This window comes from Streptococcus chenjunshii (assembly GCF_003086355.1).
Classification (GTDB): Bacteria; Bacillota; Bacilli; order Lactobacillales; family Streptococcaceae; genus Streptococcus; species Streptococcus chenjunshii.
In genome coordinates this window covers 1,592,915-1,616,873 of record NZ_CP031733.1, presented here as the reverse complement: position 1 = coordinate 1,616,873, position 23,959 = coordinate 1,592,915, and the positions used below count along the sequence as shown (strand labels likewise).

21 protein-coding genes are annotated in these 23,959 nt (G+C 42.6%); 16 read left to right on the top strand and 5 right to left on the bottom strand.

The features are described 5' to 3' along the window. Positions 1-41: 41 nt before the first annotated feature. The 3 genes from DDV21_RS11995 to DDV21_RS07720 form a co-directional block, all read right to left on the bottom strand. Positions 42-1,490: an InlB B-repeat-containing protein gene (locus DDV21_RS11995; protein ID WP_116877750.1), complete on the bottom strand. Its 1,449-nt coding sequence runs from the start codon at positions 1,488-1,490 to the stop codon at positions 42-44. Positions 1,491-2,158: 668 nt separating this feature from the next. Next, positions 2,159-4,474 carry a Spy0128 family protein gene (locus tag DDV21_RS07725; protein ID WP_116877749.1) on the bottom strand — a complete coding sequence of 772 codons (2,316 nt, stop codon included), beginning with the start codon at positions 4,472-4,474 and terminating at the stop codon, positions 2,159-2,161. A 332-nt stretch (positions 4,475-4,806) separates the two neighbouring features. Beyond that, positions 4,807-5,193 (bottom strand): hypothetical protein, encoded by a 387-nt coding sequence (locus tag DDV21_RS07720; protein ID WP_116877748.1) that lies wholly within the window; start codon positions 5,191-5,193, stop codon positions 4,807-4,809. Between the two features lie 1,070 nt (positions 5,194-6,263). Here DDV21_RS07720 and DDV21_RS07715 point away from each other — a divergent pair. From DDV21_RS07715 to hisE, 14 genes are all read left to right on the top strand, one after another. Beyond that, positions 6,264-6,824, top strand: a complete 561-nt coding sequence (locus DDV21_RS07715) for an HAD-IA family hydrolase (protein WP_116877747.1) — start codon at positions 6,264-6,266, stop codon at positions 6,822-6,824. Then, positions 6,825-8,777, top strand: a complete 1,953-nt coding sequence (gene gyrB / locus DDV21_RS07710; protein WP_116877746.1) for a DNA topoisomerase (ATP-hydrolyzing) subunit B — start codon at positions 6,825-6,827, stop codon at positions 8,775-8,777. It begins immediately after the preceding gene. A 95-nt stretch (positions 8,778-8,872) separates the two neighbouring features. After that, positions 8,873-10,597, top strand: a complete 1,725-nt coding sequence (ezrA, locus tag DDV21_RS07705) for a septation ring formation regulator EzrA (protein WP_116877745.1) — start codon at positions 8,873-8,875, stop codon at positions 10,595-10,597. A 798-nt stretch (positions 10,598-11,395) separates the two neighbouring features. Next, positions 11,396-12,442, top strand: coding sequence for a histidinol-phosphate transaminase (hisC, locus tag DDV21_RS07700; protein ID WP_116877744.1), 1,047 nt, complete (start codon positions 11,396-11,398; stop codon positions 12,440-12,442). After that, positions 12,443-13,417 (top strand): ATP phosphoribosyltransferase regulatory subunit, encoded by a 975-nt coding sequence (locus tag DDV21_RS07695; RefSeq protein ID WP_116877743.1) that lies wholly within the window; start codon positions 12,443-12,445, stop codon positions 13,415-13,417. After that, positions 13,417-14,064 (top strand): ATP phosphoribosyltransferase, encoded by a 648-nt coding sequence (gene hisG / locus DDV21_RS07690; RefSeq protein ID WP_116877742.1) that lies wholly within the window; start codon positions 13,417-13,419, stop codon positions 14,062-14,064. The genes DDV21_RS07695 and hisG overlap by 1 nt, the downstream gene beginning before the upstream one ends. Further along, positions 14,061-15,344: a histidinol dehydrogenase gene (gene hisD / locus DDV21_RS07685; protein ID WP_116877741.1), complete on the top strand. Its 1,284-nt coding sequence runs from the start codon at positions 14,061-14,063 to the stop codon at positions 15,342-15,344. The genes hisG and hisD overlap by 4 nt, the downstream gene beginning before the upstream one ends. Then, positions 15,331-15,978 (top strand): phosphoserine phosphatase SerB, encoded by a 648-nt coding sequence (gene serB / locus DDV21_RS07680; protein WP_116877740.1) that lies wholly within the window; start codon positions 15,331-15,333, stop codon positions 15,976-15,978. The genes hisD and serB overlap by 14 nt, the downstream gene beginning before the upstream one ends. Next, positions 15,975-16,559 (top strand): imidazoleglycerol-phosphate dehydratase HisB, encoded by a 585-nt coding sequence (hisB, locus tag DDV21_RS07675; protein ID WP_116877739.1) that lies wholly within the window; start codon positions 15,975-15,977, stop codon positions 16,557-16,559. Before serB ends, hisB begins: the two co-directional genes overlap by 4 nt. 97 nt (positions 16,560-16,656) lie before the next feature. After that, complete coding sequence (gene hisH / locus DDV21_RS07670; protein WP_116877738.1) at positions 16,657-17,274, top strand: imidazole glycerol phosphate synthase subunit HisH; 618 nt, start codon at positions 16,657-16,659, stop codon at positions 17,272-17,274. Between the two features lie 260 nt (positions 17,275-17,534). After that, positions 17,535-18,254, top strand: a complete 720-nt coding sequence (gene hisA / locus DDV21_RS07665; protein WP_116877737.1) for a 1-(5-phosphoribosyl)-5-[(5-phosphoribosylamino)methylideneamino]imidazole-4-carboxamide isomerase — start codon at positions 17,535-17,537, stop codon at positions 18,252-18,254. A gap of 3 nt (positions 18,255-18,257) precedes the next feature. After that, positions 18,258-19,016 (top strand): imidazole glycerol phosphate synthase subunit HisF, encoded by a 759-nt coding sequence (gene hisF, locus DDV21_RS07660; protein ID WP_116877736.1) that lies wholly within the window; start codon positions 18,258-18,260, stop codon positions 19,014-19,016. After that, positions 19,013-19,354 carry a phosphoribosyl-AMP cyclohydrolase gene (gene hisI / locus DDV21_RS07655; RefSeq protein WP_116877735.1) on the top strand — a complete coding sequence of 114 codons (342 nt, stop codon included), beginning with the start codon at positions 19,013-19,015 and terminating at the stop codon, positions 19,352-19,354. The genes hisF and hisI overlap by 4 nt, the downstream gene beginning before the upstream one ends. A 227-nt stretch (positions 19,355-19,581) precedes the next feature. Beyond that, a complete protein-coding gene (hisE, locus tag DDV21_RS07650) occupies positions 19,582-19,896 on the top strand; it encodes a phosphoribosyl-ATP diphosphatase (protein ID WP_116877734.1) in 315 nt (104 codons plus the stop codon). 155 nt (positions 19,897-20,051) lie between these two features. Here the strand turns inward: hisE and DDV21_RS07645 are convergent, their stop codons facing one another. Then, complete coding sequence (locus tag DDV21_RS07645) at positions 20,052-20,564, bottom strand: NUDIX hydrolase (protein WP_116877733.1); 513 nt, start codon at positions 20,562-20,564, stop codon at positions 20,052-20,054. Positions 20,565-20,619: 55 nt separating this feature from the next. On the opposite strand from DDV21_RS07645, the gene DDV21_RS07640 reads away from it, so the two are divergent. After that, entirely contained in the window at positions 20,620-21,729 is a 1,110-nt protein-coding gene (locus DDV21_RS07640; protein ID WP_116877732.1) for a glycerate kinase, read from the top strand. 381 nt (positions 21,730-22,110) lie between these two features. On the opposite strand, the gene DDV21_RS07635 is transcribed toward DDV21_RS07640, so the two are convergent. Next, on the bottom strand, positions 22,111-22,572 hold the full coding sequence (locus DDV21_RS07635) for a DUF1694 domain-containing protein (RefSeq protein ID WP_116877731.1): 462 nt from the start codon (positions 22,570-22,572) through the stop codon (positions 22,111-22,113). A gap of 683 nt (positions 22,573-23,255) precedes the next feature. Here DDV21_RS07635 and DDV21_RS07630 point away from each other — a divergent pair. After that, positions 23,256-23,870: a DUF4352 domain-containing protein gene (locus tag DDV21_RS07630; RefSeq protein ID WP_116877730.1), complete on the top strand. Its 615-nt coding sequence runs from the start codon at positions 23,256-23,258 to the stop codon at positions 23,868-23,870. The last annotated feature ends 89 nt before the right edge of the window (positions 23,871-23,959 follow it).

Genomic DNA, 23,959 nt, shown 5'->3' with positions numbered 1-23,959 from the left:
GCTAGAAGTTATAAGGAAAGTATGTTATATGGGGATAATAATTATTTCTTGGATTTACCTATTCTAAAGAGAGAAATAGCAGTGATGATAGATATCATTCCTAATATACTAAGCACTGGCACCCCATTATCACCTGTATTCGGTAATATATTTTTAGCAACTTGATTTCCTGAATTTCCTGAATTAACAGTAGCACCACCCAGAGTTCTAGGTGTAGTCTCTTTGGATTCAAGCGCACCAGCATCACCCTTTTCACCTTTATCTCCCTTTGATCCAGGTTCACCAGTGTCACCCTTTTCACCTTTATCTCCCTTTGATCCAGGTTCACCAGTATCACCCTTTTCACCTTTATCTCCCTTGGGTCCGGGTTCACCAGTATCCCCTTTTTCCCCCTTGGATTCGGGTGTGTTTTTCTTATATTTTGCGTAGTAAACCAAATCCTTCTGAACATTAGTTGCTAAGATATCACTATCATTAACAAGATTAGTCGAATTATCAATGTACCATCCTAAAAAAGTATAGCCTTCTTTGGCACTAACCTCAGGTAGTGTATTTGCTGTAGCATCAGAAACTGTGCTACTATTTCCTTCAATCTTATAATTCACACTTGATTGTCCTGCAATATCCCCTTTTTCAATGTCTGTCATAAAAGTAACGTTATGGTTCGGTGCGGTCCAGACTGCTTCTAACTGTATATCCTCAGTAATAGTGAGACGTGCAATCTCTTCTAATGTGTAAATGTTGTCACTGCCATTGACACGCCAGCCTTGAAAAGTCCAGCCATAAGCTTGTTCTTCAGCAGAGAGAGTTGGGATAGTTGAATAGCCAGCATACATCCCTAATGTATCATTTACTAGCACCCCAGGGAATGAAATAAATTGTCGGTTGTTCGCACTTGTAAACGAACTTGGCCAATCTCCTCCTTTATACCAGACACGATAAGATACAGCTGCTCCATTTTGATCAACTCCTTGAGAACCATTTGGAAACTCTCCGTGGAGAGAGTAACTCATGACCTGTTTTGATTTACTGACCATGATCCAGTACAATCTTTTCAGCTCTGTATCTTCAGTAATCTCAACAGTGGCTGTCATTTTATCTTGTAATACAAGAGGAGTATTCGGATTTTCCAATTGCTCTCTACTAAAGGGGAGAGGAAGCACTTTATCATCTGATAAAGTTACTGTATAGGTACCGACAGGAAGATCGGGGACCTTGAATGCTCCCTTACCACTATTTCCTGACAAACCGCTATAAATCACTTGTCCTGACCCATCTTCTACTGTTACATTGACACCATCAAAATATGCTGAAGATACCCATGATACTTGTGTTCCGTATCCTTTTCCATCAATTCCGGTAACAAAATTTCGAGCCGTCTCATTGGGATAATGTGCAATATGGCCTTCAATTTCTGCAGCTTCAACTGTGAAAGCCCCATAAGCAAAAGCACTCATTAAAAAGAAGATCGTTATTATTTTTTTAATCATTTTTAAACTCCTTTAATTTTTGTTCGAAAACCGTTTTTATTGTTTTTCATTTTTTATTATATCTCAAAATCAAACATTATGTCAATGTATTTTGTTTAAATATGTTAAAAAAACAACATTAACTAACTTTAGTGCTATTCTTTGATCTAATGAACTGAATAAAACCTTTGATTTTTAATGCGTTTTGTATTGATCTCTGATAACTGTGGGACACACCATAAATCTTAATTTTCAAACACACCTTTAAGTTCAATCCAATCTCACCTTGCTGCTATATCTGTAATATTGCAGGTAATCTCTGCTCCCCCTTATCCCCCTTTTTCTGAACAAGTTTTGCATCGCTTCCTACCTTTTTTTATACTTGTACATGATAGAGAGTTCCCTTCATTTCCTTATTATAATATTCTCAAACGTTGTTCTTATGAGGCTGATGAGTTTGAAGTAGTTTATAAATAGCTCAGATCAGTTTGTGTGCACAGGCAATAATAGACTTCATTTTATAGTAAAATGATGACAAAAATGGGTCTTCTGAATAGTCAGCAAGCATACTTGATATGATGAGGGTGTGTTTGCTGTATCAAAAAAGACAGGTCCCCGGTAAGAGGAAACCTGTCTTTTTTGATACGACGGGTAAACAACCAGTTTGTCCAGTTGTTCTAGCAAAAATTCTATTGCTTATGAGATTGGCGGAAGTAAATCGATACAACGTTTATGGACAGAAATGCGAAACCAAGAATAACTGCTCCCGCAGATGTACTTTCACCAGTGCTTGGAAGTTTTTTCTTCGGTTTATTTGCTGTCGTTGTTGGGGTTGGTTTACCATCAGCTGTTGTCGTTGCTGGATCAGCTGTGCTTGTGCTGGTCGTAGTCGTTGTAGTAGTAGATGTTGGATCAGAACTACTTGCTTCAGTAGTAGTAGATTCTGTTGACTCTGTTACAACGGTCGTTCTTGCTTCAGTCACAGTCGTAGTGACCGGTTCGGCGGTTGTAGTGGTTACTGGTTTTTCCGTTGTTGTAGCGGCATCCGTTGTTGTGGTACTTACCTCTGATGTAGTGGTGGCTGCCGCTGTCGTTGTTGGTTCAGTAGTTGTCGTTACTTCCGTTGTGGTACTTGCTTCTGATGTAGTAGCAGATGTTGTCGTTGTTGCTGGTTCGGTCGTTGTAGGCGCAGTAGTAGTTGTTGTTGCTGTTGTAGTGGTCGTAGTTGTTGTTGTTGTTGTTGTTGTTTCCGGTATATAGATATTTTCAAAAGACGTATCATTGTCAGCATAGGTCACCGTTGCGCTCAAATCGCCTTGCTCATCGGCTTCGACATTGACAGTGACTTTAATAGGTTCTGCATCATAAGTGACACGGTCAATGGTCTGGCCAGCATTTGCTTCTGTAATGGTGTAGTTGTAAACACCAGCAGTATCATAGGTAAGCTTGGAGAAGGAGATATTGCCGTCCGCATCGTTTTTTACCGTTTCAACGGCTTCACCTGTATCAGCATTAGTCAGTGTGAATTCAAATTCTTCTGCTTTTAAGTCCCGCCCAGTCAGCTTTTTAGTAGCAGCAATATCTGCCGTTGTTGTTTTACGCTCGTTGCTGATTGTTCTGATTACGCCTTCTGAACCGACAGTCACCTTAATTGGGGTGGAGTCAAGCACATAGCCTGTTGGTGCAGTCACTTCAGTGATAGTGAATGCGCCAAGTTTTACATCTTCTTCGGAATAGACAGAGGACTGTGCTACACCATTTTGGTCAGTTGTGACAATTTCTTCGGCTGCGGTTGCCCCTGCCGGAGGTGTAATTTTGAACTGAGCATTAGGAAGACGGTCCAGTGTTTTGCTGTCTACCTTGTAAAGTGTGATGCGGTAACCGGTCTGCAATTGGATGGTACCACCAGTTGTGACAAGAGAGTTGCCTGTATTATAATAAACCAACTGTGTGTTCGTGCTGGTAGCAGTGATATCTTTGTCATCGCCCTTCACTGAAACGGCGTTCTGCACTTTGGTGCCATCAGCCGGTGCGGTCGTATCATACTGAATCCGGAAGCTGGCAGGTTTCCCGTTTTTGATAAATGACGAAGCATTGTTGATTTTCAGAACAAACTGAGTGTGCGATTCGTTCCAGTCAATGGTATAGTCAGTTCCCAGTTTTAATTGTTCTTGATCCATGAGACTAAAGTCGCTACGGTACCAGCCTGCCGTCACTGTGACTGTCTCAGGTATAAACTGCATTGGTGAATAGTCTTCTGAAACGGTATCGGTTACTTCAATGGTATCATAGGCTACCTGTCGCGTATTAATCCGTACCGTCCAGCCGTGAACATACTGGCCACTCTTTTCAAGAGCTTCGGATGTCCAGTTTTTACCATACAGAATCCCGCCGGTTTTGGCAAAATTTTCTTTGTCGATAACGTCAGAGTAGTCACTGCCTCCGCTGGGGGAAACTTTGATTTGATGAGTGATGGTGTTTTTAGTTTCAGTTGATAAAAAGGTGATTTCTGTATTTTCCGTCAGTTCCTCCGGCTTAAACTGAGTATAAAAAGTGCCGGATACCCCTTGAATCTCTGTTCCACCTTTCTCTTTAAGGTAATCAGCCAGATTTTTTAAGGTAATAGTTGCGGTGCCGCCAGACCCTGCCCCGTTTGAGACAACATTTGCTTCGCCGACCGCTATGCCGGTTGTCTTGTCAGTTAAATCAAAAGTTGTCCCTGTCACTGTCAGTGGTGCAGGAATAGTGAAAGTAAAGGTATCTCCATCACTAAGATTTCCGTCATAGGCACTCAAATCAAAGTTTACAGCATACCTGTAGTTATTATTTTGAGTAAGCTGGTAAACCCCATTGGTCTGAGTGGCCTCTTTGCCATTTGCAACATCCCAAATGATGACATCTGTAATAACATTGGTCAGTTCCTTAGCGCTTGCAGTTTCAGCAAAAACTGTTACTCCAAATATCAGAAGGAATGGGGTTAATAAACTAAGTATTTTTTTCTTCATAGAACCTCTCCTTTAGATGTTAGAGCGTGCCTAGCAGTTGTTTTTAAGCACACGAAATAAAGGAAGTAAACCCTTCCATTATCATTATAATAAAAAAATTAGATAATTGCTATATTTTTTTCTAGAAACTAAAAAATATAGTTGTATTTTTTCGCAGATTTTTAGGAAAGGAAATGCGCTAATCTTAAATAGATGAAAAATTAATTTTTAAGAAAAAATCTGAACTTTTAATTATAAAATAAAGTAGAGTGCTGGCTCAGTCAACCGTACGGAGAGAAAAAAGTGCATAAAAACCAGATTTCTTTCAAGTAATTGTTTGTCATCTGGAGTTCCTATTTTGTAAATTTTCTTAAAGCTCTGAAGTAAAACAGGCTGCTGACAATAATAAGACTGCCGCCAATCCAGCTGAAGTAGGAAATAACAGAAATTGTGCTGCCTATATTCATTAATATACCGGGAGTATTGCCGACTCTAGTGTCTTTTTCATAATAATCACCGCCTACAGCCCCTAGGATAAGAAGCCCTACTCTTAATAGTGTCATCAGTAGGTATATCAAAAAGGAAGTTGGGTGCTCTCCTGCGAAAGTTTCTGCTATTGCGCCTAGTCCATAGTACAGTGGCTCATCTGACATGAGAATCTGCATGCCGTCCAGTAAAATAATTATTCCGCCGATTAAACCAGTAACAGCACTTACCTGTGCCAATTTTTTTGATTTCAACTATACCCTCCTTAATTTAAGATACCAAGGCCGTTAAAAACGCAAAGTAAAAATAGGAGCCTGGCCGCAGAGTCATCACAGACTCAAGGGAAGGCCATACTCACAGAGTAGCTACACTCGTAAGTCGCTAACGTTTCCAACGATTGCGTCTCTTTTTCCCTCAGCGTTTAGGCTGTGTTTAATTTAACAAGATACCAAGGCCGTTAAAAACGCAAAGTAAAAATAGGAGCCTGGCCGCAGAGTCATCAAAGGCTCAAGGGAAGGCCATACTCACAGAGTAGCTACACTCGTAAGTTGCTAACGCTTCCAACGATTGCGTCTCTTTTTTACGCAGCGTTTAGGCCGTGTTCAGTTCAATAAGATACCAAGGCCGTTAAAAACGCAAAGTAAAAATAGGAGCCTGGCCGCAGAGTCATCACAGACTCAAGGGAAGGCCATACTCACAGAGTAGCTACACTCGTAAGTCGCTAACGTTTCCAACGATTGCGTCTCTTTTTCCCTCAGCGTTTAGGCTGTGTTTAATTTAACAAGATACCAAGGCCGTTAAAAACGCAAAGTAAAAATAGGAGCCTGGCCGCAGAGTCATCAAAGGCTCAAGGGAAGGCCATACTCACAGAGTAGCTACACTCGTAAGTTGCTAACGCTTCCAACGATTGCGTCTCTTTTTCCCTCAGCGTTTAGGCCGTGTTTAATTTAACAAGATACCAAGGCTGTGAAAATCCGTATGAAAATGACGGTAAGTCCGAAATCTATGATTTCGCAGACACACCCCTGCCAGAACAGCTAGCAAATTTGAAAATAATTCTGGACTTAACTATATCCTTTCTTTTATTGAAAACAGTATATATTAAAAAAATATAGTGGATATCAGCAAAAAGTTAAAATTATTTTACATTTTATGCAGTGAATTTTTTTCAGTTCTGATAATGGAGTGATTTTTACTATTTAGGATAATACTTTCGGATTTTTTTGTTTTCAGTATATTCTCTGAGATAGAGCACGCCGTAGACAGGACACTTTTATTTTGGGATTGATGTAAAAAGGGGTAAAAATATGTTATAATAAGGAGTATGGATTATCATGATTATATTTGGGATTTAGGGGGCACGCTGCTAGATAATTATGAGCTGTCCGCCCGGGCTTTTGGAGAGACTTTGGCTATGTTTGGCAAAAGGGCCGATCATGATGAAATTTATGAAAAGCTGAAGGAGTCCACCCAAGCTGCTCTTGCTTATTTTATTCCGGAAGCAGAAGATTTTCTTAAGTATTACCGTTTAAATGAGGCAAAACGGCTGGAAAAGCCGCTTTGTTTTAAGGGTGCAAAAGAAGTACTGCAAAAGATTGTTGCTGAAGGGGGGCGCAATTTTTTGATATCTCACCGTGATCAGCAGGTTTTTGAGATTTTAGAAAAGACAGGGCTAGCTCCCTATTTTACAGAAGTTATCACTTCTGCACATGGCTTTGCCCGAAAGCCAGATCCGCAAAGCATGCTTTATTTGAAAGATAAATACCAGATCCGTAAAGGATTGGTTATCGGTGATCGTGATATTGACATACAGGCCGGACGAAAAGCGGGTTTTTCTACCTTGCTTTTTGACGGGAAGAAATCATTACTGGAGATAGTGACATAAATGACAGAAGAAAAGACGAATTTTGAAGATTTGGGACAGGAGTATGATGCCAGTCAGATCCAAGTTTTAGAGGGCTTAGAAGCAGTTCGTATGCGCCCTGGTATGTATATTGGTTCAACTTCCAAAGAAGGGCTTCACCATTTGGTCTGGGAAATTGTTGATAATTCAATCGATGAGGCTTTAGCCGGCTTCGCCAACCATATTGAAGTTTATATTGAACCGGATAATTCCATTACTGTCGTTGATGACGGACGCGGAATTCCTGTTGATATTCAGGAAAAAACAGGCCGTCCGGCAGTTGAGACAGTCTTTACAGTTCTTCATGCCGGCGGGAAATTTGGCGGCGGCGGCTACAAGGTATCCGGTGGTCTTCACGGGGTTGGTTCCTCTGTTGTTAATGCACTTTCAGAGCAGCTTGATGTGCGTGTCCACAAAAATGGGCAAATTTACTTTCAGGAATATCATCGGGGGCTTGTTGCAGCCGATTTAGCTGTTATTGGAGAAACGGAGCAGCATGGAACAACTGTTCATTTCACACCCGATTCTGAAATTTTTACAGAGACAACAGAATTTGATTTTGAGAAGTTAGCTAAGCGGATTCAGGAGCTGGCTTTTCTGAACCGCGGTTTGAAAATCTCTATTGTGGATAAACGGGATGGTTTGGAACAGGAACAGGAATTTTGCTACGAAGGCGGGATTTCAAGCTATGTTGAGTTTATCAATGAAAATAAAGAAACTGTTTTTGAAACCCCCATCTATACAGAAGGCGAACTGGATGGAATTACAGTAGAGGTATCCATGCAGTATACATCTACTTATCATGAAACGATCATGAGTTTTGCCAATAACATCCATACTCATGAAGGCGGGACCCATGAACAGGGATTCCGTACGGCTCTGACACGTGTTATCAATGACTATGCCAAAAAGAATAAACTGCTCAAGGAGAATGAGGACAATCTGACTGGTGAAGATGTTCGTGAAGGTTTAACAGCTGTTATTTCCGTTAAACATCCCAACCCTCAGTTTGAAGGCCAAACTAAGACAAAACTTGGCAACTCTGAAGTGGTTAAAATTACTAATCGGCTTTTCAGTGAAGCCTTTAACCGCTTCCTGCTGGAAAACCCGCAGACAGCTAAAAAAATCGTAGAAAAAGGGATACTGGCTTCTAAAGCACGGATCGCTGCTAAGCGTGCCCGTGAGGTGACACGCCGAAAATCAGGTTTGGAAATTTCAAATTTGCCTGGCAAATTAGCTGACTGTTCTTCCAATGACGCCAGCCAAAATGAGTTGTTTATTGTTGAGGGGGATTCAGCCGGAGGTTCCGCTAAATCGGGGCGCAACCGGGAGTATCAAGCTATTTTGCCTATTCGCGGCAAGATTTTAAACGTTGAGAAGGCCAGTATGGACAAAATTCTTGCCAATGAAGAAATCCGTAGCTTATTTACAGCTATGGGAACAGGTTTTGGCGCTGATTTTGATGTTTCAAAGGCCCGCTATCAAAAATTGGTTATTATGACTGATGCTGATGTAGACGGCGCCCACATTCGGACGTTATTGCTGACTCTGATTTACCGTTTCATGAGGCCGGTGCTGGAAGCCGGGTACGTTTATATTGCTCAGCCTCCTATTTACGGTGTGAAAGTCGGCAGTGAAATCAAAGAATATATTCAGCCCGGAAGTGAGCAGGAAGAAGAACTGCAGCAAGCTTTAGAACGTCACAGCACTGGCCGGTCGAAACCTACTGTTCAGCGCTATAAAGGGCTGGGAGAGATGGATGACCACCAGCTTTGGGAAACGACAATGGATCCTAATAATCGCTTGATGGCCCGTGTTTCTGTCGATGATGCTGCAGAAGCAGATAGGATTTTTGATATGCTGATGGGAGACCGTGTGGACCCTCGGCGTGAATTTATTGAAGAAAATGCGGTTTACAGTACGCTTGATATTTAATCAGAGATTTTTTGAAAAGCGCATAAAAGTATGATATAATCCTAACGTTGTAGTGTATTTTTTACGAAAGAAAAAGACAATTTGAGGAGATTAAGATGTCTAGCGGAATTTTATTGCTGATTATTGCGGCAGTTCTCTTGGTGATTATTGCTTATCTGATTGGCGTTATTATACGTAAGCGAAACGACTCGCTGATTGAGAAACTGGAAGAGAGAAGACAGGCTCTTTTTGACCTGCCTGTCAATGACGAGATTGAAGCTGTAAAATCTTTGCATCTGGTCGGTCAAAGCCAGACAGCTTTCCGTGAATGGAACCAAAAATGGGTTGACCTCTCTTTAAATACCTTTTCTGATATTGAAAACCATATTTTTGAAGCTGAAAATTTAAATGATGGTTTTAAGTTTATCCGAGGCAAGCAGGCTATCGATAAAATTGACAGTCAGCTGACTGTGGCAGAAGAAGATATTTCTGCTATCCGTGAGGCACTCGGTGTTTTGAAAGAGCAGGAAGAAAAGAACAGTGCCCGTGTGACACATGCTTTGGATTTGTATGAAAGCCTGCAAAGTTCCATTAAGGAAAATGAAGATAATTTCGGGACGACAATGTCTGAGATTGATAAGCAGCTTAAAAATATTGAGACTGAATTTTCACAGTTTGTGACTCTAAATTCGGCAGGGGATCCTGTTGAAGCATCAGAGGTTTTGGATAAGGCTGAGGAGCATACCATTGCGCTGGGGCAAATTTCAGAGCAGATCCCTGCTGTGGTAGCTAAACTTGAAGATGACTTCCCAGATCAGCTGGATGACTTAGAGTCGGGTTACCGCCGTTTGCTTGAAGAAAATTACCATTTTCCAGAAAAAAATATTGAATCGCGTTTTCAGGAAATTCGGGAAGCGATTCACGATAATGCTAATCAGCTGATTTCTTTAGATATGGACCGTGCCCGTGAAGAAAATGAGCATATCCAGACGAAGATTGACGAGCTTTATGATATTTTTGAACGTGAAATTGCAGCTCACAAACTCGTTGTGAAAAATAATAAGATTATTCCGCGTTATGTCAATCATGCCAAAACGAATAACAGGCAGCTGGAAAATGAAATCGTCCGTCTGTCGCATAAGTATATTTTAAGTGAAAGCAAGGATCTTAATATTGATGGCTTAAAAGCTCAGTTAGCAGAGGTTGAAGAAGCTGTTTTGCCGCTTGTTCAGCAGTTTGCTGACAATGAAGCTCCCTTTTCCGAGCTGCAGCAAAAGTATGAAAAGACTCTGACCGTTCTGGCTGAGATTGAAAACAGCCAAATGGAAGTTTACGGCGAGATTAAAGATATCGAAATGATTGAAGAAACGGCTCGCAAGCAGCTTGATAAACATATTAACAGGCTCCATATGATTAAACGTTTTATGGAGAAACGGAATCTGCCAGGGATTCCGCAGGATTTCTTATCACAGTTCTTCACGACCAGCTCTCAGTTAGAGGCTCTGATGGATGAACTGAGCCGAGGGCGTATCAATATCGATGCGGTCTCCAGACTGACAGAGGTCTCTGCAGGTGCTTTATCCAATTTAGAGGAGACTACCTATCAGGTTGTAGAGGATGCAACTTTGACAGAGCAGCTCCTGCAGTACGCTAATCGCTACCGCAGCTTTGAACCAGGGGTTCAGACCAGTTTTGACACTGCTTTACAGCTTTTTGAAGCAGAATATGATTATGCGGCTTCCTTTGACGAAATTTCCTACGCGCTTGAGCTGGTGGAACCGGGAGTAACGGAACGTTTTGTTTCTTCCTATGAAAAAACACGCGAAACAATCCGCTTCTAATCTTTAAAACAGACATTCCCTCATGTAAATGAATTCGCTAGATAAAACCCTATTCATCCGTTAATGTGCTGTCCCAATTATTAGATTACTTTTCTGATATTTGGGGTGCGGTCACTAGACGGGTGTTTTATTTATTTCGCTCCGCTAGAGGCGAGATGGATTCAGATCGTATAAGGCAAAGGTAAGGGGCTGAGGGACGGTTCAACATATAAAAACTGCTGGTTTTTGTAAATGGCGCTTTGATTATCATATTAAAGAGGTAATAATATCTATATTCAGATCTTTGGAGCAGAGCAATAAGGAAAGCTGCTCCTAACTAACTAATCTTAAAAGCAGCTTTTGGCTTTGCAGCTGGTATTTGATTATTTTTATCTTGCTATTTTCAGAATTTTCTTGTAGAATAATATTAATAAAACTAAAGCGATGAGAGAAAACAATCTGAGACAGAGAAAACAGAGAGTGTTCTGCGATGCTGAGAAGGACACACAATCCTCAGATTTCACATTCTTGAGTGCGTATGCGAAGTCAGTTATAGGACTGATGTGTAGTGTGCGACGGGTGGGTTCACGTTACGAATCAGGAGTCATGTACTTCATGAGAGCGGTTCAGGCGACTGGCTGCTGAATTAAGGTGGAACCACGTATGTTACGTCCTTGCAAGCTGTTTTGCGAGGGCTTTTTTAGTTGGTGGCGGGTAAAATGGCTGAGACCGCTGCGCTAAGCTCATATGTTAAAAAAGTAAAACGAGGCAGGGTTTTTGTTCCAGTCGACTCCAGAAAAGAAAGAGTGAGGATAGCTTATGATTAGAGGCTTGCGGCATATTACTCCTTATGTGCCAGGCAGTCAGCCAGCGGATAAGGAGATTATTAAGCTTAATACTAATGAAAATGCCTATGCGCCAAGTCCTGAAGTGGCAGATGCGCTGGAGGCTTTTGACAGTCATTGTTTGCGCCGCTATTCCAGTTTGGATCAGGATGTTTTGCGGCAGGCTCTGGCAGAGCATTTAGCGGTTGCTGCTGACCAAATTGTTATTGGCAATGGCTCTGATGATGTGCTGTCTATGGCTTTTCTGGCTTTCTTTAATGACAGCAGACCGATTCTTTTTCCCGATTTAACTTATGGTTTTTATAAGGTATGGGCGGATTTGTACCATATCACCTATCGGGAAATTCCGCTAGCAGCTGATTTCAGTCTTTTAGAAGAGGATTATATGACTGCCAACGGCGGTATTGTTATAGCAAATCCTAATGCTCCGACAGGACTGTGCAAATCTTTGAAAGAAATAGAAGCCATCGTTAAAGCCAATCAGGATGTTGTTGTGATCATTGATGAGGCTTATGTCAACTTTGGCGGTGAGACGGCACTGCCTTTGCTGGATAAATATGATAATATCTTTATTGTACGTACCTTTTCAAAAGATGCCGCACTGGCAGGACTGCGTGTGGGCTACGGAGTAGGGAGTCCCAAGCTGATAGCTGTTATTAAAGCTGTTAAAAATGCTCTTAATCCCTATAATGTTGACAGTATTGCTGAAAATTTAGCGGCTGCAGCAGTAAAGTCCTGGGATTATTACGAGCAGACCTGTCAAAAAATTATAGCGACAAGAGAACGATTTGCAGAGGGATTGGAAGCCTTGGGATTCAGAGTTTTAGCATCGCAAACGAATTTTGTTTTGGCGGAGCCTCCCAGAGTAAGTGCTGAAGCTTTATTTACCTATTTACAATCCCAAAAAATCTTTGTCCGCTACTTTCCAAATGCAGAGCGTCTTAGGAATTATCTGCGGATTTCAATCGGGACACCGGCTGAAATGGAGAAAGTGATTCAGGCCATTCAGGAGTTTCTTTAAATGAAAAAAACAAGTTTACCTATAGGCATGCATGACAAGCTTTTTAAACGAGCGCGCATGACCTATAAAATTGAAAATGATATTAGCAATTTGTTAATGGAAAAAGGCTTTAACCGTATCGAGACACCAACTTTAGAACATTTTGAAGTTTTTGAGGATGAGCTTCAGGCTAACCATTATCATTTTTTTGATAAGACAGGAGAATTACTGACCCTGCGTCCCGATATTACCAGTCAGATCGGAAGGGTTATTGCCTCAACTCAGGTGGAAACGCCGGTTAAATTTTCGTATTCAGGTAAAGTTTTCAACTATAATGAAGAGCTGCGGGGCCTGATTAATGAGCATACTCAGGCAGGTATAGAGATTGTCGGTTATCCTGCAGAGAAAGCCATTGCAGAAGCTGTGCTTTCTGCTAAGGAGGCTTTGGATACAGCACAGGTTTCATCCTACCAGTTTGAATTTTCTCATGCTGCTGTTCTGCAGACGATTTTTACCAGTTTGCGGCTTGAAGAAGAGATCGGACAGAAGCTTCAGGATAAGATAAAAAATAAAAATATTACGGGGCTGAATGAATTTACTAAAAAATATCCCAGTGATTTTGATGCTTTGCTAAAAGAGCTGCCTTTCTTATTTGGCCGAGGTCAGGATGTTTTGGACAGAGCCCGAAAACTAGTTAATCATCCGGAGATTTTAGCTGCTTTGGAAGATTTGGAAGATTTGCTGCGTCAGCTGGGCGCTTATGTTTCTAATGTTCATATTGACTTAGCACAAATTCCGTCCATGCCTTATTATACAGGGGTGATGTTCAAAGTGTTCGGAGACAGGGTTCCGGATGCCTTTGTTTCAGGCGGGCGCTATGATAAGCTTTTTGAACGTTTTGGTGCCAAGGAATTGACAGCAGTCGGCTGGAGTGTTGATATTGATTCGATTTATCAGGCTGTACATGACAGCAGCAGAGAAGAAAGGGAATTGTAATGGAAGAGCAAATCACGATCGCTTTAACCAAGGGACGTATCGAAAAGGATACGGTCAGCTTGCTTGAAAAGGCGGGATTTGATATGTCTTTTATGGCTGATAAAGGACGCAGCCTGATTTTTGAAAGTCTAGACAGGCAGTTTCGGTTTTTACTTGTTAAGGCACCGGATGTTACGACTTACGTCCGCCATGGTGTCGCTGATGTCGGTGTTGTTGGCAAAGATGTCTTATTTGAGCATCCTGCCGGCTATTTGGAGATGCTTGATTTGAATTTTGGGCTGTGTAAATTTTCGGTTGCTTCAACACAGAAATATCAGCCTCACGACCACAAGCGCAAGCGGATTGCGACTAAATACCCTGCTGTGGCCAGAAGGCATTTCAGCAAGAAGGGAGAAGATGTTGAGATTGTCTCCATACAGGGCAGCGTTGAAATCGCACCGCTTATCGGTTTGGCAGATGCTATTGTAGATATTGTAGAAACCGGTAATACATTAGAGGCGAACGGTCTTCAGGTTTATGAAGACATCTGCCGGATATCAGCCCGTTTGATTGTCAACGAGGCTGCTCTGAAGAATAATACAAAATTACGGCCCTTTCTCAAAAAAATTGAAGCGATTGTGGGTCATGAGGAGGTTCCCTTTAAATGAAAAGACTGAGCGGTACAAATGCAGAAATTGCAGAGCTGCTTTATCAGGAGCAGTTAGCATTAGCTAAGCAGAATGATGATGCTGAAGCAACTGTTCGGCAGATTATTGCTGCTGTCAAAGAAGGCGGTGATCAGGCTCTGCGCGATTATTCTGCAGCATTTGATCAGATTGCTTTACAGAAGCTTGAAGTAGAAGAGACGCTAATTGAAGCTGCTTTTGCAGAAATTGATCCGGAAGTTTTAACAGCTCTTGAGCATGCAAAAGAAAATATTGTCAGCTACCATCAGCAGCAGCTGGAAGACGGCTTTGAAGACCAGCCTGAACAGGGTATCCTCCGAGGTCAGCTTATCCGGCCGATTGAACGGGTAGGTGTTTACGTGCCCGGCGGTACAGCAGCTTACCCATCTTCTGTATTGATGAATGTTATTCCGGCTAAGATTGCCGGTGTAAAAGAAATTATTATGATAACACCGCCTCAAAAGCACTTTGCTCCTGCTATTTTAGTTGCAGCCAAGTTATCAGGTGTAGATAAGATATACCAGGTCGGCGGAGCTCAAGGGATAGCTGCTTTGGCTTATGGAACTGAGACAATCCCCCGTGTAGACAAAATCACAGGGCCGGGCAATATTTTCGTGGCAACAGCCAAGAAGCAGGTTTACGGCCTTGTTGGTATTGATATGATTGCCGGACCATCTGAAATCGGCATTATTGCGGATAGTTCTGCTAATCCTAAGTATTTGGCTGCCGATTTACTGTCTCAGGCTGAACATGATGTGCGTGCGCGCGCGATTCTGGTTACAACTTCTGAGGCATTAGCCGATGCGGTTGAAATGGAAATAGAGGAACAATTGCAAAAACTGCCGCGTCAGGCTATTGCCCGTCAGGCAGTCGAGCAGAACGGCCGTATTATCATTGCGGAAAATACTGAAGGAATGTTTGAGCTAATGAATCAAGTAGCTCCGGAGCATTTAGAACTTGCTATGGCCGATGCCTACGATTATCTTGAAAAAATCAACAATGCGGGTTCTGTTTTTCTTGGGCACTATACCAGTGAGCCAATTGGGGACTACTATGCCGGTGCCAATCATGTTTTGCCGACAACTGCGACCAGCCGCTTTTCTTCAGCTCTCGGGGTGCACGATTTTATTAAACGCATCCAGTATACCCAGTATTCACAGGAAGCAGTCAAGGCAGCGGAAAAAGATATTACGGCCCTAGCTTATGCAGAAGGTCTGCAGGGGCATGCGAAAGCAATTGAGGTGAGAAATGACAGAAGTTAAAGGTCTCCTGGTTATGGATGTTGATTCAACCCTTATTCGGGAAGAAGGGATTGACTTACTGGGAGAAGCAGCCGGTATTGGTAAGGAGATTGCCGCTATTACGGAGCAAGCCATGCGTGGCGAGCTTGATTTCAGACAGGCTTTGGCAGAGCGTGTTGCCTTGCTTGAAGGACAGCCGGAGAGTCTATTGACACAGATACTGCCTCAGCTTCATTTTACCTCTGGCGCAGAAGCCTTAGTGACTGAACTGCACAGCCGAGGCTATAAAATCGGTGCAGTCTCGGGTGGTTTTCACGAGACGGTTGATATATTAGCTGAACGTATCGGCTTAGATTATGTCAAAGCTAACCGCTTGGAGAGTCAAAACGGTTTTTTAACAGGTCGGATCTCCGGTGAAATTGTGACTAAAGATGTTAAAGCAGCTCAGCTGCGAACCTGGGCTGCTGAAAACGGGCTGCCGCTCAGCCGGACGATTGCGGTTGGAGACGGAGCGAATGATTTGCTTATGCTGCAAACTGCTGGTATTGGGATTGCTTTTTGTGCTAAACCGATTGTGCGTGAGCAGGCAGCTTATCATATTGATGAAGCAGATTTATACAAGGTGATTGATATTTTGGATGAGGTAAATAGATGAGACAGACAGAGATTGAACGCAGCACGTCCGAAACGAAAATTAGACTGCAGCTGAACTTGGATGAACAGGAGCCGGTTGCTGTTAATACTGGTGTAGGCTTTTTTGATCATATGCTGACCCTTTTTGCTCGGCACGGCCGTCTCTCCTTAGTCGTTAAAGCTGAAGGCGACCTTTGGGTGGACAGTCATCATACAGTAGAAGATGTGGGTATTGTACTTGGTCAAGCCCTGCGTGAGGTGCTTGGTGATAAGGCTGGAATCAATCGTTACGGAACCAGCTTTGTACCGATGGACGAAACCTTAGGCATGGCCAGTCTCGATTTGTCAGGCCGGAGCTACCTTGTTTTTGAGGCGGAATTCACTAATCCCACATTAGGGAATTTTGATACAGAGCTGGTTGAAGAGTTTTTTCAGGCCTTTGCTTTCAACGGTCAAATGAATCTGCATCTGCAGATTTTGCATGGAAAAAACAATCACCACAAGGCTGAAAGCCTTTTTAAAGCCACAGGCCGTGCTCTGCGTGAAGCTGTCAGCTATAATGCAGATATTCATGGTGTCAATTCCACAAAAGGATTGCTTTGATACTGGACTTCAGAAAATAAGAGGGTTCACTGGGGATTGCCGGCAAAGCTGAAACTTTTACAGCTTGTTTTTGATTGGAGATGGAGTGGTTAAAGCAATGATTATTGTTATTGATTATGATGCAGGCAATACAGCCAATGTTCTGCGCGCTTTGGATAAAATTGGTGTCAGAGCAGAATTATCAAGCGATAAAGAGAAAATTCTGACTGCTGATGGTCTCATCTTGCCTGGAGTTGGTGCTTACCCGGCCGCAATGGCGGAACTGAAACGGCGAGGACTGGTTTCTGTTATCAAAAAGGCAGTTACCGGCGGCATCCCTCTGCTTGGGATTTGTCTGGGCATGCAGCTGCTGACGGAGAAAGGTTTAGAACATGAAGAAACAGCAGGATTAGCCTTCATTCCTGGGGTTTGCCGTGAAATTCCGGCTGAAGAGGCTTACCCGGTTCCGCATATGGGCTGGAACAGTCTTGCTGTTAAGCAGGAAAGCTCACTGACTGCAGGCTTGCAGGGGAGAGCCGTTTATTTTGTTCATAGTTATTTTACGGATGTACCGGAAGCTTATATTGATGCGGCAGCTGACTATTCCATCGAAATTCCGGCGATGATCCATAAGAATCATGTTTATGGTGCTCAGTTTCATCCGGAAAAATCTGGGGATACCGGATTAGGGATTATTGAAAAATTTGTCGCTCTGTGTCAGAAATCAGCGGGTTAGAGAGCAAGTCTGACTGACTGTGTAGCAGAAAAACAGCTTGATTTCAGGATATCATTAAATCATGGCATCGGTGTATTAAAGATTTTAAAGAAAGGGAAAGGTTCAAATGAGAAAAATCATTTGAACTGTGCCTGCCGTCCTAGTAAAAAAGACAGTTTCTCAAGAAAGTCCATTTTAGTGTTTTCTGACTGTCAGGGTAGGATGTTTGGACAGCTGACTGTCTTTTCATCTGAATAGGCAGAGCATTTGGTAGTTTTATTATGCATATTCTCCCAGCAATTGACATTAAAGACGGACAGGCCGTTAGGCTTTTTAAAGGTGATTTCGAGCAAAAAACGGTTGTTAATCCTGATGTACTGGGACAAGCCCGAATTTTTGCTGATGCCGGCATCACTTTTATTCATGTTGTTGACTTGGATGGAGCTTTGGCGGGGCAAGCAACCAACCGTGACTTAATTGCAGCTCTGAAAGCTGCAACTGGGCTTGGAATTGAAGTAGGCGGCGGCATTCGGACCCTTAAACAGATCAGAGATTATCTCAATGTTGGTATTGACCGAGTGATTATCGGCTCTATGGCTGTTAAAAATCCGGACTTTGTTCAAGAAGCTTTAAATCAGTTCGGCGCAGACAGGATTGTTGTTGGAATTGATGCCAAGCGAGGGTGGGTTGCTACAGAAGGCTGGCTTAAAACCAGCAGGGTTGATTATCTCAGCCTGGCTAAAGAAATGGAAGCTATGGGAGTACGGCTCTTTGTCTATACGGATGTTGACCGTGATGGGACTCTAAGCGGACCCAATTTTGATCATTACAGAAAACTGACGGCAGAGCTTACTGAGGCTCGAGTTATCGCTTCGGGCGGGATTGCCAGTCTGACTGATTTAATGAAGCTGCAGGAAATAGGGACAGCTGGCGCTATTGTTGGCAAGGCTTATTATAATGGTAATGTGAGCTTAGAGGATTTAAAAAGATTTGGGGGCTGACGGATGTTAAAAAAACGGATTATTCCTTGTCTGGATGTCAAAGACGGGCGTGTGGTTAAAGGAATTAATTTTGTTAATCTGACTGATGTAGGAGATCCTGTCGATGCGGCGCGTGCCTACTATGAAGCAGGCTGTGATGAGCTGGTTTTTCTGGATATTACGGCAACACATGAAGGCCGCAAAACGACTCTTGATATGGTCAGGCGGGTAGCTGATCAGGTTTTTATTCCATTTACTGTCGGCGGCGGCATTGCTTCGGCAGCAGATATGAACCAGATGCTCAAGGCTGGTGCTGACAAGGTAGCCGTTAATTCTGCTGCTCTTGCCAACCCCTTGCTGATTAAAGACTGTTCCGAAAAATTCGGCAGTCAGTGTGTGGTTTTGGCTATTGATGCTAAAAAGACAGCTTCTGGCGGCTGGCATGTTTATGCTGCCGGCGGGCGTAAAGATACGGGAAGAGACTTGCTTGAATGGGTCAGAGAAGCTGTCAGTCTGGGAGCCGGTGAGATCCTTTTGACCAGCATGGACAAGGATGGTACCAAATCCGGATTTGATCTGGAAATGCTAGCGGCTGTCAGTGATGCTGTCAATGTACCGATTATTGCTTCCGGAGGTGCTGGGGAAATAGAGCATATCGTAGAAGTTTTTATGCAAACCAGAGCCACAGGTGCTTTAGCTGCCTCTATTTTTCATTACGGAGAAGTATCTATTGCAGAGACGAAGAACGCTATGGCTGCGGCTGGAATTGAGGTAAGATTATGACAGATAATAGACTGGACTTTGCCAAGCAAGACGGACTCATTCCGGTAATTGTGACGGATTTTAAAACTGGGCAGGTTCTTATGCTGGCTTATATGAATGAAGACAGCTATCAGCTGACCCTTGAAACGAAACAGATGCATTATTGGAGCCGTACACGTCAGGAAATCTGGCATAAAGGGGCAACCAGCGGACATTATCAGTATGTGCAGTCGATCAAAGCTGACTGCGATCGGGACACATTGCTCGCTGCGGTCAGACAAGAGGGTGCAGCCTGCCATACAGGGGCTTACTCCTGTTTTTTCAGGGAAATTTATCCAGGATTCGGTAAAGAAAAATGAATAACTGAACACGGCCTAAGAGCTGTGCAAAAAAGACATAGCTAAGTTTAGAATTGATTTCAAGTTAACTAGCCGTAGACGTCTGAAAGCTTTGTCGCCTTAACAGTCGACCGCAGCTTTCTAGTCGTCTTGGCAGAGGTGCGTCTGCGAAATCAAAGATTTCGGACTTACCGTCATTTTTGCTGTGAGCTTTTAACGGCCTTTGTATCTTAATTAAAGGAGTTATTATGCTTGAAACACTCTATCAGGAAGTTTTAAATCGTCAGCAGCACCCTAAAGAAGGTTCTTATACAAATTATCTTTTTGACAAGGGACTGGATAAAATTCTCAAAAAAGTCGGTGAAGAGGCTGCTGAAGTTATTATCGGTGCCAAAAATGCTGAAAAAGAGGAGATTGCTAATGAAACTGCAGATCTTCTCTACCATCTGGCTGTTATGCTAGCAGAGACAGGTGTGACACCAGCGGATGTTGATATGGTTTTGCAGGCGCGTCAGGGCAAAAAAAGTCGTATTCATGATCGTAAAACCATTACTGACTATTAAAAAAACGGCTTATTTGCCGTCTGTCTTTGTCTTCGATCAGCAGCAGGGCAGGTGAATCTGCTAGAAGATCGGTTGTATTTAGAGAGTAGAGAGGCTCTGAAGAGCTTCTTTTTTGATGTGTCAGCTTGGCATTAGAATAACCATTATTTTTGCTGTCAAGACGGTTTGCTTTTCATTTTTCCGTATTGAACATTGCGGATAGTTTCCAACTGTCTGGGGAGTATAGGGTGTCCGGCAATAAAAGTGTCCAGTTCTGTTAAGGGTACCCAGATAAAGCTTGCGGTTTCATGAGGCTGCAGTGAGATGGCATTTTTGTCCCAGCTGGTTTTCAGATAGTAGCGGTCAATCAGTGAAGCGGCATCTAACAGCACTTTTTGGTCTATAAAAAGCGGTTCTTCTGCTTTGATTCCCGTTTCCTCCGCCAGTTCCCGAACAACAGCGTCTTTAGATTCTTCTCCCTGAAGAACTGATCCGCCGGCACTTGCCTCAAAATAACCGCCATACTGTCCCTTCAGCGGACTTCGCTGCATAAAAAGAATATCCCCGTCACTATGCTGAACCAAAACTTCTGCTACTAAATGAAATAATCCCTCAGGAATTCCTTGCCCTCTGGCCAATGTTATATGTGTTTTCTGCCCATTTGACAGATAAGCATCCCATTTTTCCATGCATCCGGTCTCCTTTTAGGATATAATAACATTATAACATAAGGAGGCCTCTGTTATGCATATTCTTATTGCTCCAGATTCATTCAAAGAGAGTTTGTCAGCTGTTGATGTAGCCAGAAATCTTCACATTGGCTTCAGCCGTTCCCTGCCTGAAGCCAGTTTTGATTTGATGCCTGTGGGAGACGGCGGCGAAGGGACTTTAGCTGCTCTCAGTGACGGCTTGACTCTAGAAAAACAGACTGTTAAGGTGACGGGAGCGTTAGGACAGGCTGTTTCAGCTCCTTATGCAGCAAATAAATCTCTAGCTGTCTTTGAAATGGCAGATATTTGCGGTTTGGAAAAGGTACCTTTAGAGCATCGGCAGCCTATGGAGCTGACAACCAGAGGTGTAGGAGAAATGCTGCTGCATTTAGCACAGATAGGTATGACAGAAATCATGGTGGGTGTCGGAGGCAGTGCTACTAATGACGGCGGTATCGGTATGGCAGCAGGACTGGGGGTTCAATTTCTGGATGATAAGAATCGATTGCTTCCAGCAGTCGGTGCCAGCCTAGAACAAATCAGAACCCTTGTTGCGCCCCGTCAATCACCGCTTAAGGATGTTAACATTACCATTATAACAGACGTGGACAATCCTTTATGCGGCAGAAAAGGAGCAGCTTATATTTTCGGCCTCCAGAAAGGTCTGAAAGAGCAGGAACTCGCCTCAGCCGATCGGGCTATGCACAATTTTTACCAGCTAGTCAATCCTGATCTGATTGACCTCTCCGGAAGCGGAGCAGGCGGCGGCATGGCAGCAGGCTTAATCGCTTTTGCTGGCGGACGGATTTGTTCAGGGATAGATACGGTTTTAGATCTTCTTGATTTTAACCATCGAGTTAAAAAAGCAGATCTTGTTATCGTTGGTGAAGGACGTTTGGATCGACAGAGTTTAGCCGGTAAGGCACCGATTGGTGTCGCTAGAAGAACACCGCCCTCTATTCCTGTTCTGGCTGTTTGCGGCAGTCTTGCTGATGATCTGCCTGACTTTCCTTTTGAAAACATTCAAGCCGCCTTTTCTATCATACCAGGCGTAGACTCCTTAGAAAATACCTTAGCGTCGGCGGACAAAAACTTGATAAGAACAGCTCAAAATATTGGCAATCTTTTAAAATTAACAGTGTAAAAACAGGCTGAACTTTTTTTGTCAGCTATTTGCCAGAAAAATGCAGCATCGTTCAGACAGTGATCCTTTATTGATGCTATATGAGGCATTCCGGGATATTTCACAGCTGTCTTTTTGGCAACAATAAAAATGAGGCTGGGGGCAATGCTTCATTTTACTTTTTTAAACAGATGAGTTTAGAACAGTGGCTGATTGGAAGTTCTTATTCCTTGTTGTGCAAAGGACAGCGCCCCCCTAATCAACTGTACGGAGGCAGGACGACAAAATCGAAGTCGTCATGTTATGACAACTTACCGATTTTTGTCCCACTCTTGATCTAAAGCTGGTGCTGGCTCTTCTCAGTGCTCCGCCAAAAATATTTTAAAGGTTATATATAAGCCTTCAGTCCTTTTTATGGAGCAGCTTTTGCCAAAAGGATTGTTTGCTCGGTTTATCTGTCGGATTTTCTTTTTTAAAATATTGGGGATAGAGCTCTTTGATATCAGTGTGGGCTATATTTTCTGCTTGCTCAGTATGCAGGATAAGACCGAAGGGAGATTGCGCACCGTTCTCCCTAATGATAGTAGCAGCCAGTCCGGCGGCCTGAGCTTTTTTCATATAAGCCATTTGGATAGTGACTGTCAGTTTGTCAGAGATTTTTAAGGCAGGGGTATCATACTTATCTTTCATATCTGATAAAATGCTGTCAAATTGTGAAAGAACCTGTGATTTTTCGGCATCTTTGAGAAAGACACTGAGAATAACCCTCTCGGCGAAAGTTCCCAAAAATTGTTGCTGTTCAGTTGCTTTCAAGCGCCTTTCTCCCTGTGCGCTTTGCAGAATTTTTTGTTCCAAATCGTCCATTTGTTTCTCCTTTATCAAGATACAAAGTCTTTCAGATGCCTGAAGTTGTCGGCAAGCCAGATAACAAGACAAATCTCCAGACTGCAGTATTTTCCTCGCTCTCCAATTTCCAAGTTCGGGCTGCCTTACGGTATCCCTGCAGCATTTAGACTACATTCAGGTTGCATTATCCTTTTAAGAAAATTATACCGTATTTTAGCTATCTTGAAAATCTTCCTGCTTTTCTTAAAAGTTGAAAATTTTTTTAAAATGGTGCTATAATAGCAGATAGGAGTATTCAGTATAGACTGAGGGCTTCAGTAAAATAAGCAGTGCTGAATCTATGCCAGTCTGTATGCAGGTTTTGGTCGGCTCTGATGCTTTGCAAGCAGGTACACTGCCACACAGGCTTGTTAACGGAATCGGAGATTACTGGTTTATTATCAAGTACAGGGATTTGAGAGGCCTGTGTATCTTATGGAATTGAACATGGCTTAAGAGCTGTACAAAAAAGACATAGCTAAGTTTAGAATTGATTTTTAATTAACTAGCCGTAGACGTCTGAAAGATTCGTCGTCTTAACAGTCGACCGCACCTTTCCAGTCGTTCTGGTAGGGGTGCGTCTGCGAAATCAGAAATTTCGGACTTACCGTCATTTTTGCTTTGCTCTTTTTACGGTCTTTGTATCTTAATGGAGGTTTTTTATGAGAGAAAACGGGGATTATGTAAAGAAGTGGAAAATTATCAGTTTGGTTTTTATTATTCTGACAACTGTCTTTTTTTTGCTGACATTTGTTTTTTCCAGCCTGTACATAAGTGAGTTAACTGCGCGGAGGCAGGCGGAAAAACGGATTGAACAATTACAGGAAAGACCGTCTTCATCCAGCACATACAGCAGCTATAGTGATAGTTACGATGATTATGACTACGATGATACCTATTACACCTATAATTTTGGGGATGCCGTTGATTTTAAGGAAGGTTTGAGTATTGCGGTCACCAGTGCTGAAGAGGACAGTTCAGTTAAAATGAACAATGTTTTGGAAGGTGAAAAAAAGATTGTGGTTTCCTTAACAGTTGCTAATGAGACTAAGCAGGATGTCACTTTCTATCCGGAAGATTTTGTTGTTTACAGTGAAAGCAGTTATGCTTTCTTCAATTCAGCAACTTATGACAATGATATTCCTGATAAAATTGCATCTGGAAAAACAGAAGAAATTAAGCTCTATTTTACTTGTTATGAGGGGGAACCGTTTGCTGTTAATTATGGCGATGTCATATGGAGCGGTTCGCAAAAAAAGAATTCTAATTCTATCTAATTTTAGGCATTTCATGCCTATCAAGATTTTTAGATGAGCAGAAGATATTCTGTGTTTTGGTTTGCTTAAACCTAAAGATTGTGGTATGA

Bases quoted from the DNA above. Each gene is read 5' to 3' on its own strand.
- DDV21_RS07640 (WP_116877732.1), top strand. From the start codon at position 20,620: ATGCATATTCTTATTGCTCCAGATTCATTCAAAGAGAGTTTGTCAGCT.
- hisD (WP_116877741.1), top strand. From the start codon at position 14,061: ATGAAAAGACTGAGCGGTACAAATGCAGAAATTGCAGAGCTGCTTTAT.
- ezrA (WP_116877745.1), top strand. From the start codon at position 8,873: ATGTCTAGCGGAATTTTATTGCTGATTATTGCGGCAGTTCTCTTGGTG.
- hisG (WP_116877742.1), top strand. From the start codon at position 13,417: ATGGAAGAGCAAATCACGATCGCTTTAACCAAGGGACGTATCGAAAAG.
- DDV21_RS07725 (WP_116877749.1), bottom strand. From the start codon at position 4,474: ATGAAGAAAAAAATACTTAGTTTATTAACCCCATTCCTTCTGATATTT.
- hisI (WP_116877735.1), top strand. From the start codon at position 19,013: ATGACAGATAATAGACTGGACTTTGCCAAGCAAGACGGACTCATTCCG.
- DDV21_RS07630 (WP_116877730.1), top strand. From the start codon at position 23,256: ATGAGAGAAAACGGGGATTATGTAAAGAAGTGGAAAATTATCAGTTTG.
- DDV21_RS07635 (WP_116877731.1), bottom strand. From the start codon at position 22,572: ATGGACGATTTGGAACAAAAAATTCTGCAAAGCGCACAGGGAGAAAGG.
- hisC (WP_116877744.1), top strand. From the start codon at position 11,396: ATGATTAGAGGCTTGCGGCATATTACTCCTTATGTGCCAGGCAGTCAG.
- hisH (WP_116877738.1), top strand. From the start codon at position 16,657: ATGATTATTGTTATTGATTATGATGCAGGCAATACAGCCAATGTTCTG.
- hisF (WP_116877736.1), top strand. From the start codon at position 18,258: ATGTTAAAAAAACGGATTATTCCTTGTCTGGATGTCAAAGACGGGCGT.
- DDV21_RS07715 (WP_116877747.1), top strand. From the start codon at position 6,264: ATGGATTATCATGATTATATTTGGGATTTAGGGGGCACGCTGCTAGAT.
- hisA (WP_116877737.1), top strand. From the start codon at position 17,535: ATGCATATTCTCCCAGCAATTGACATTAAAGACGGACAGGCCGTTAGG.
- hisB (WP_116877739.1), top strand. From the start codon at position 15,975: ATGAGACAGACAGAGATTGAACGCAGCACGTCCGAAACGAAAATTAGA.
- serB (WP_116877740.1), top strand. From the start codon at position 15,331: ATGACAGAAGTTAAAGGTCTCCTGGTTATGGATGTTGATTCAACCCTT.
- gyrB (WP_116877746.1), top strand. From the start codon at position 6,825: ATGACAGAAGAAAAGACGAATTTTGAAGATTTGGGACAGGAGTATGAT.
- hisE (WP_116877734.1), top strand. From the start codon at position 19,582: ATGCTTGAAACACTCTATCAGGAAGTTTTAAATCGTCAGCAGCACCCT.
- DDV21_RS11995 (WP_116877750.1), bottom strand. From the start codon at position 1,490: ATGATTAAAAAAATAATAACGATCTTCTTTTTAATGAGTGCTTTTGCT.
- DDV21_RS07695 (WP_116877743.1), top strand. From the start codon at position 12,443: ATGAAAAAAACAAGTTTACCTATAGGCATGCATGACAAGCTTTTTAAA.
- DDV21_RS07645 (WP_116877733.1), bottom strand. From the start codon at position 20,564: ATGGAAAAATGGGATGCTTATCTGTCAAATGGGCAGAAAACACATATA.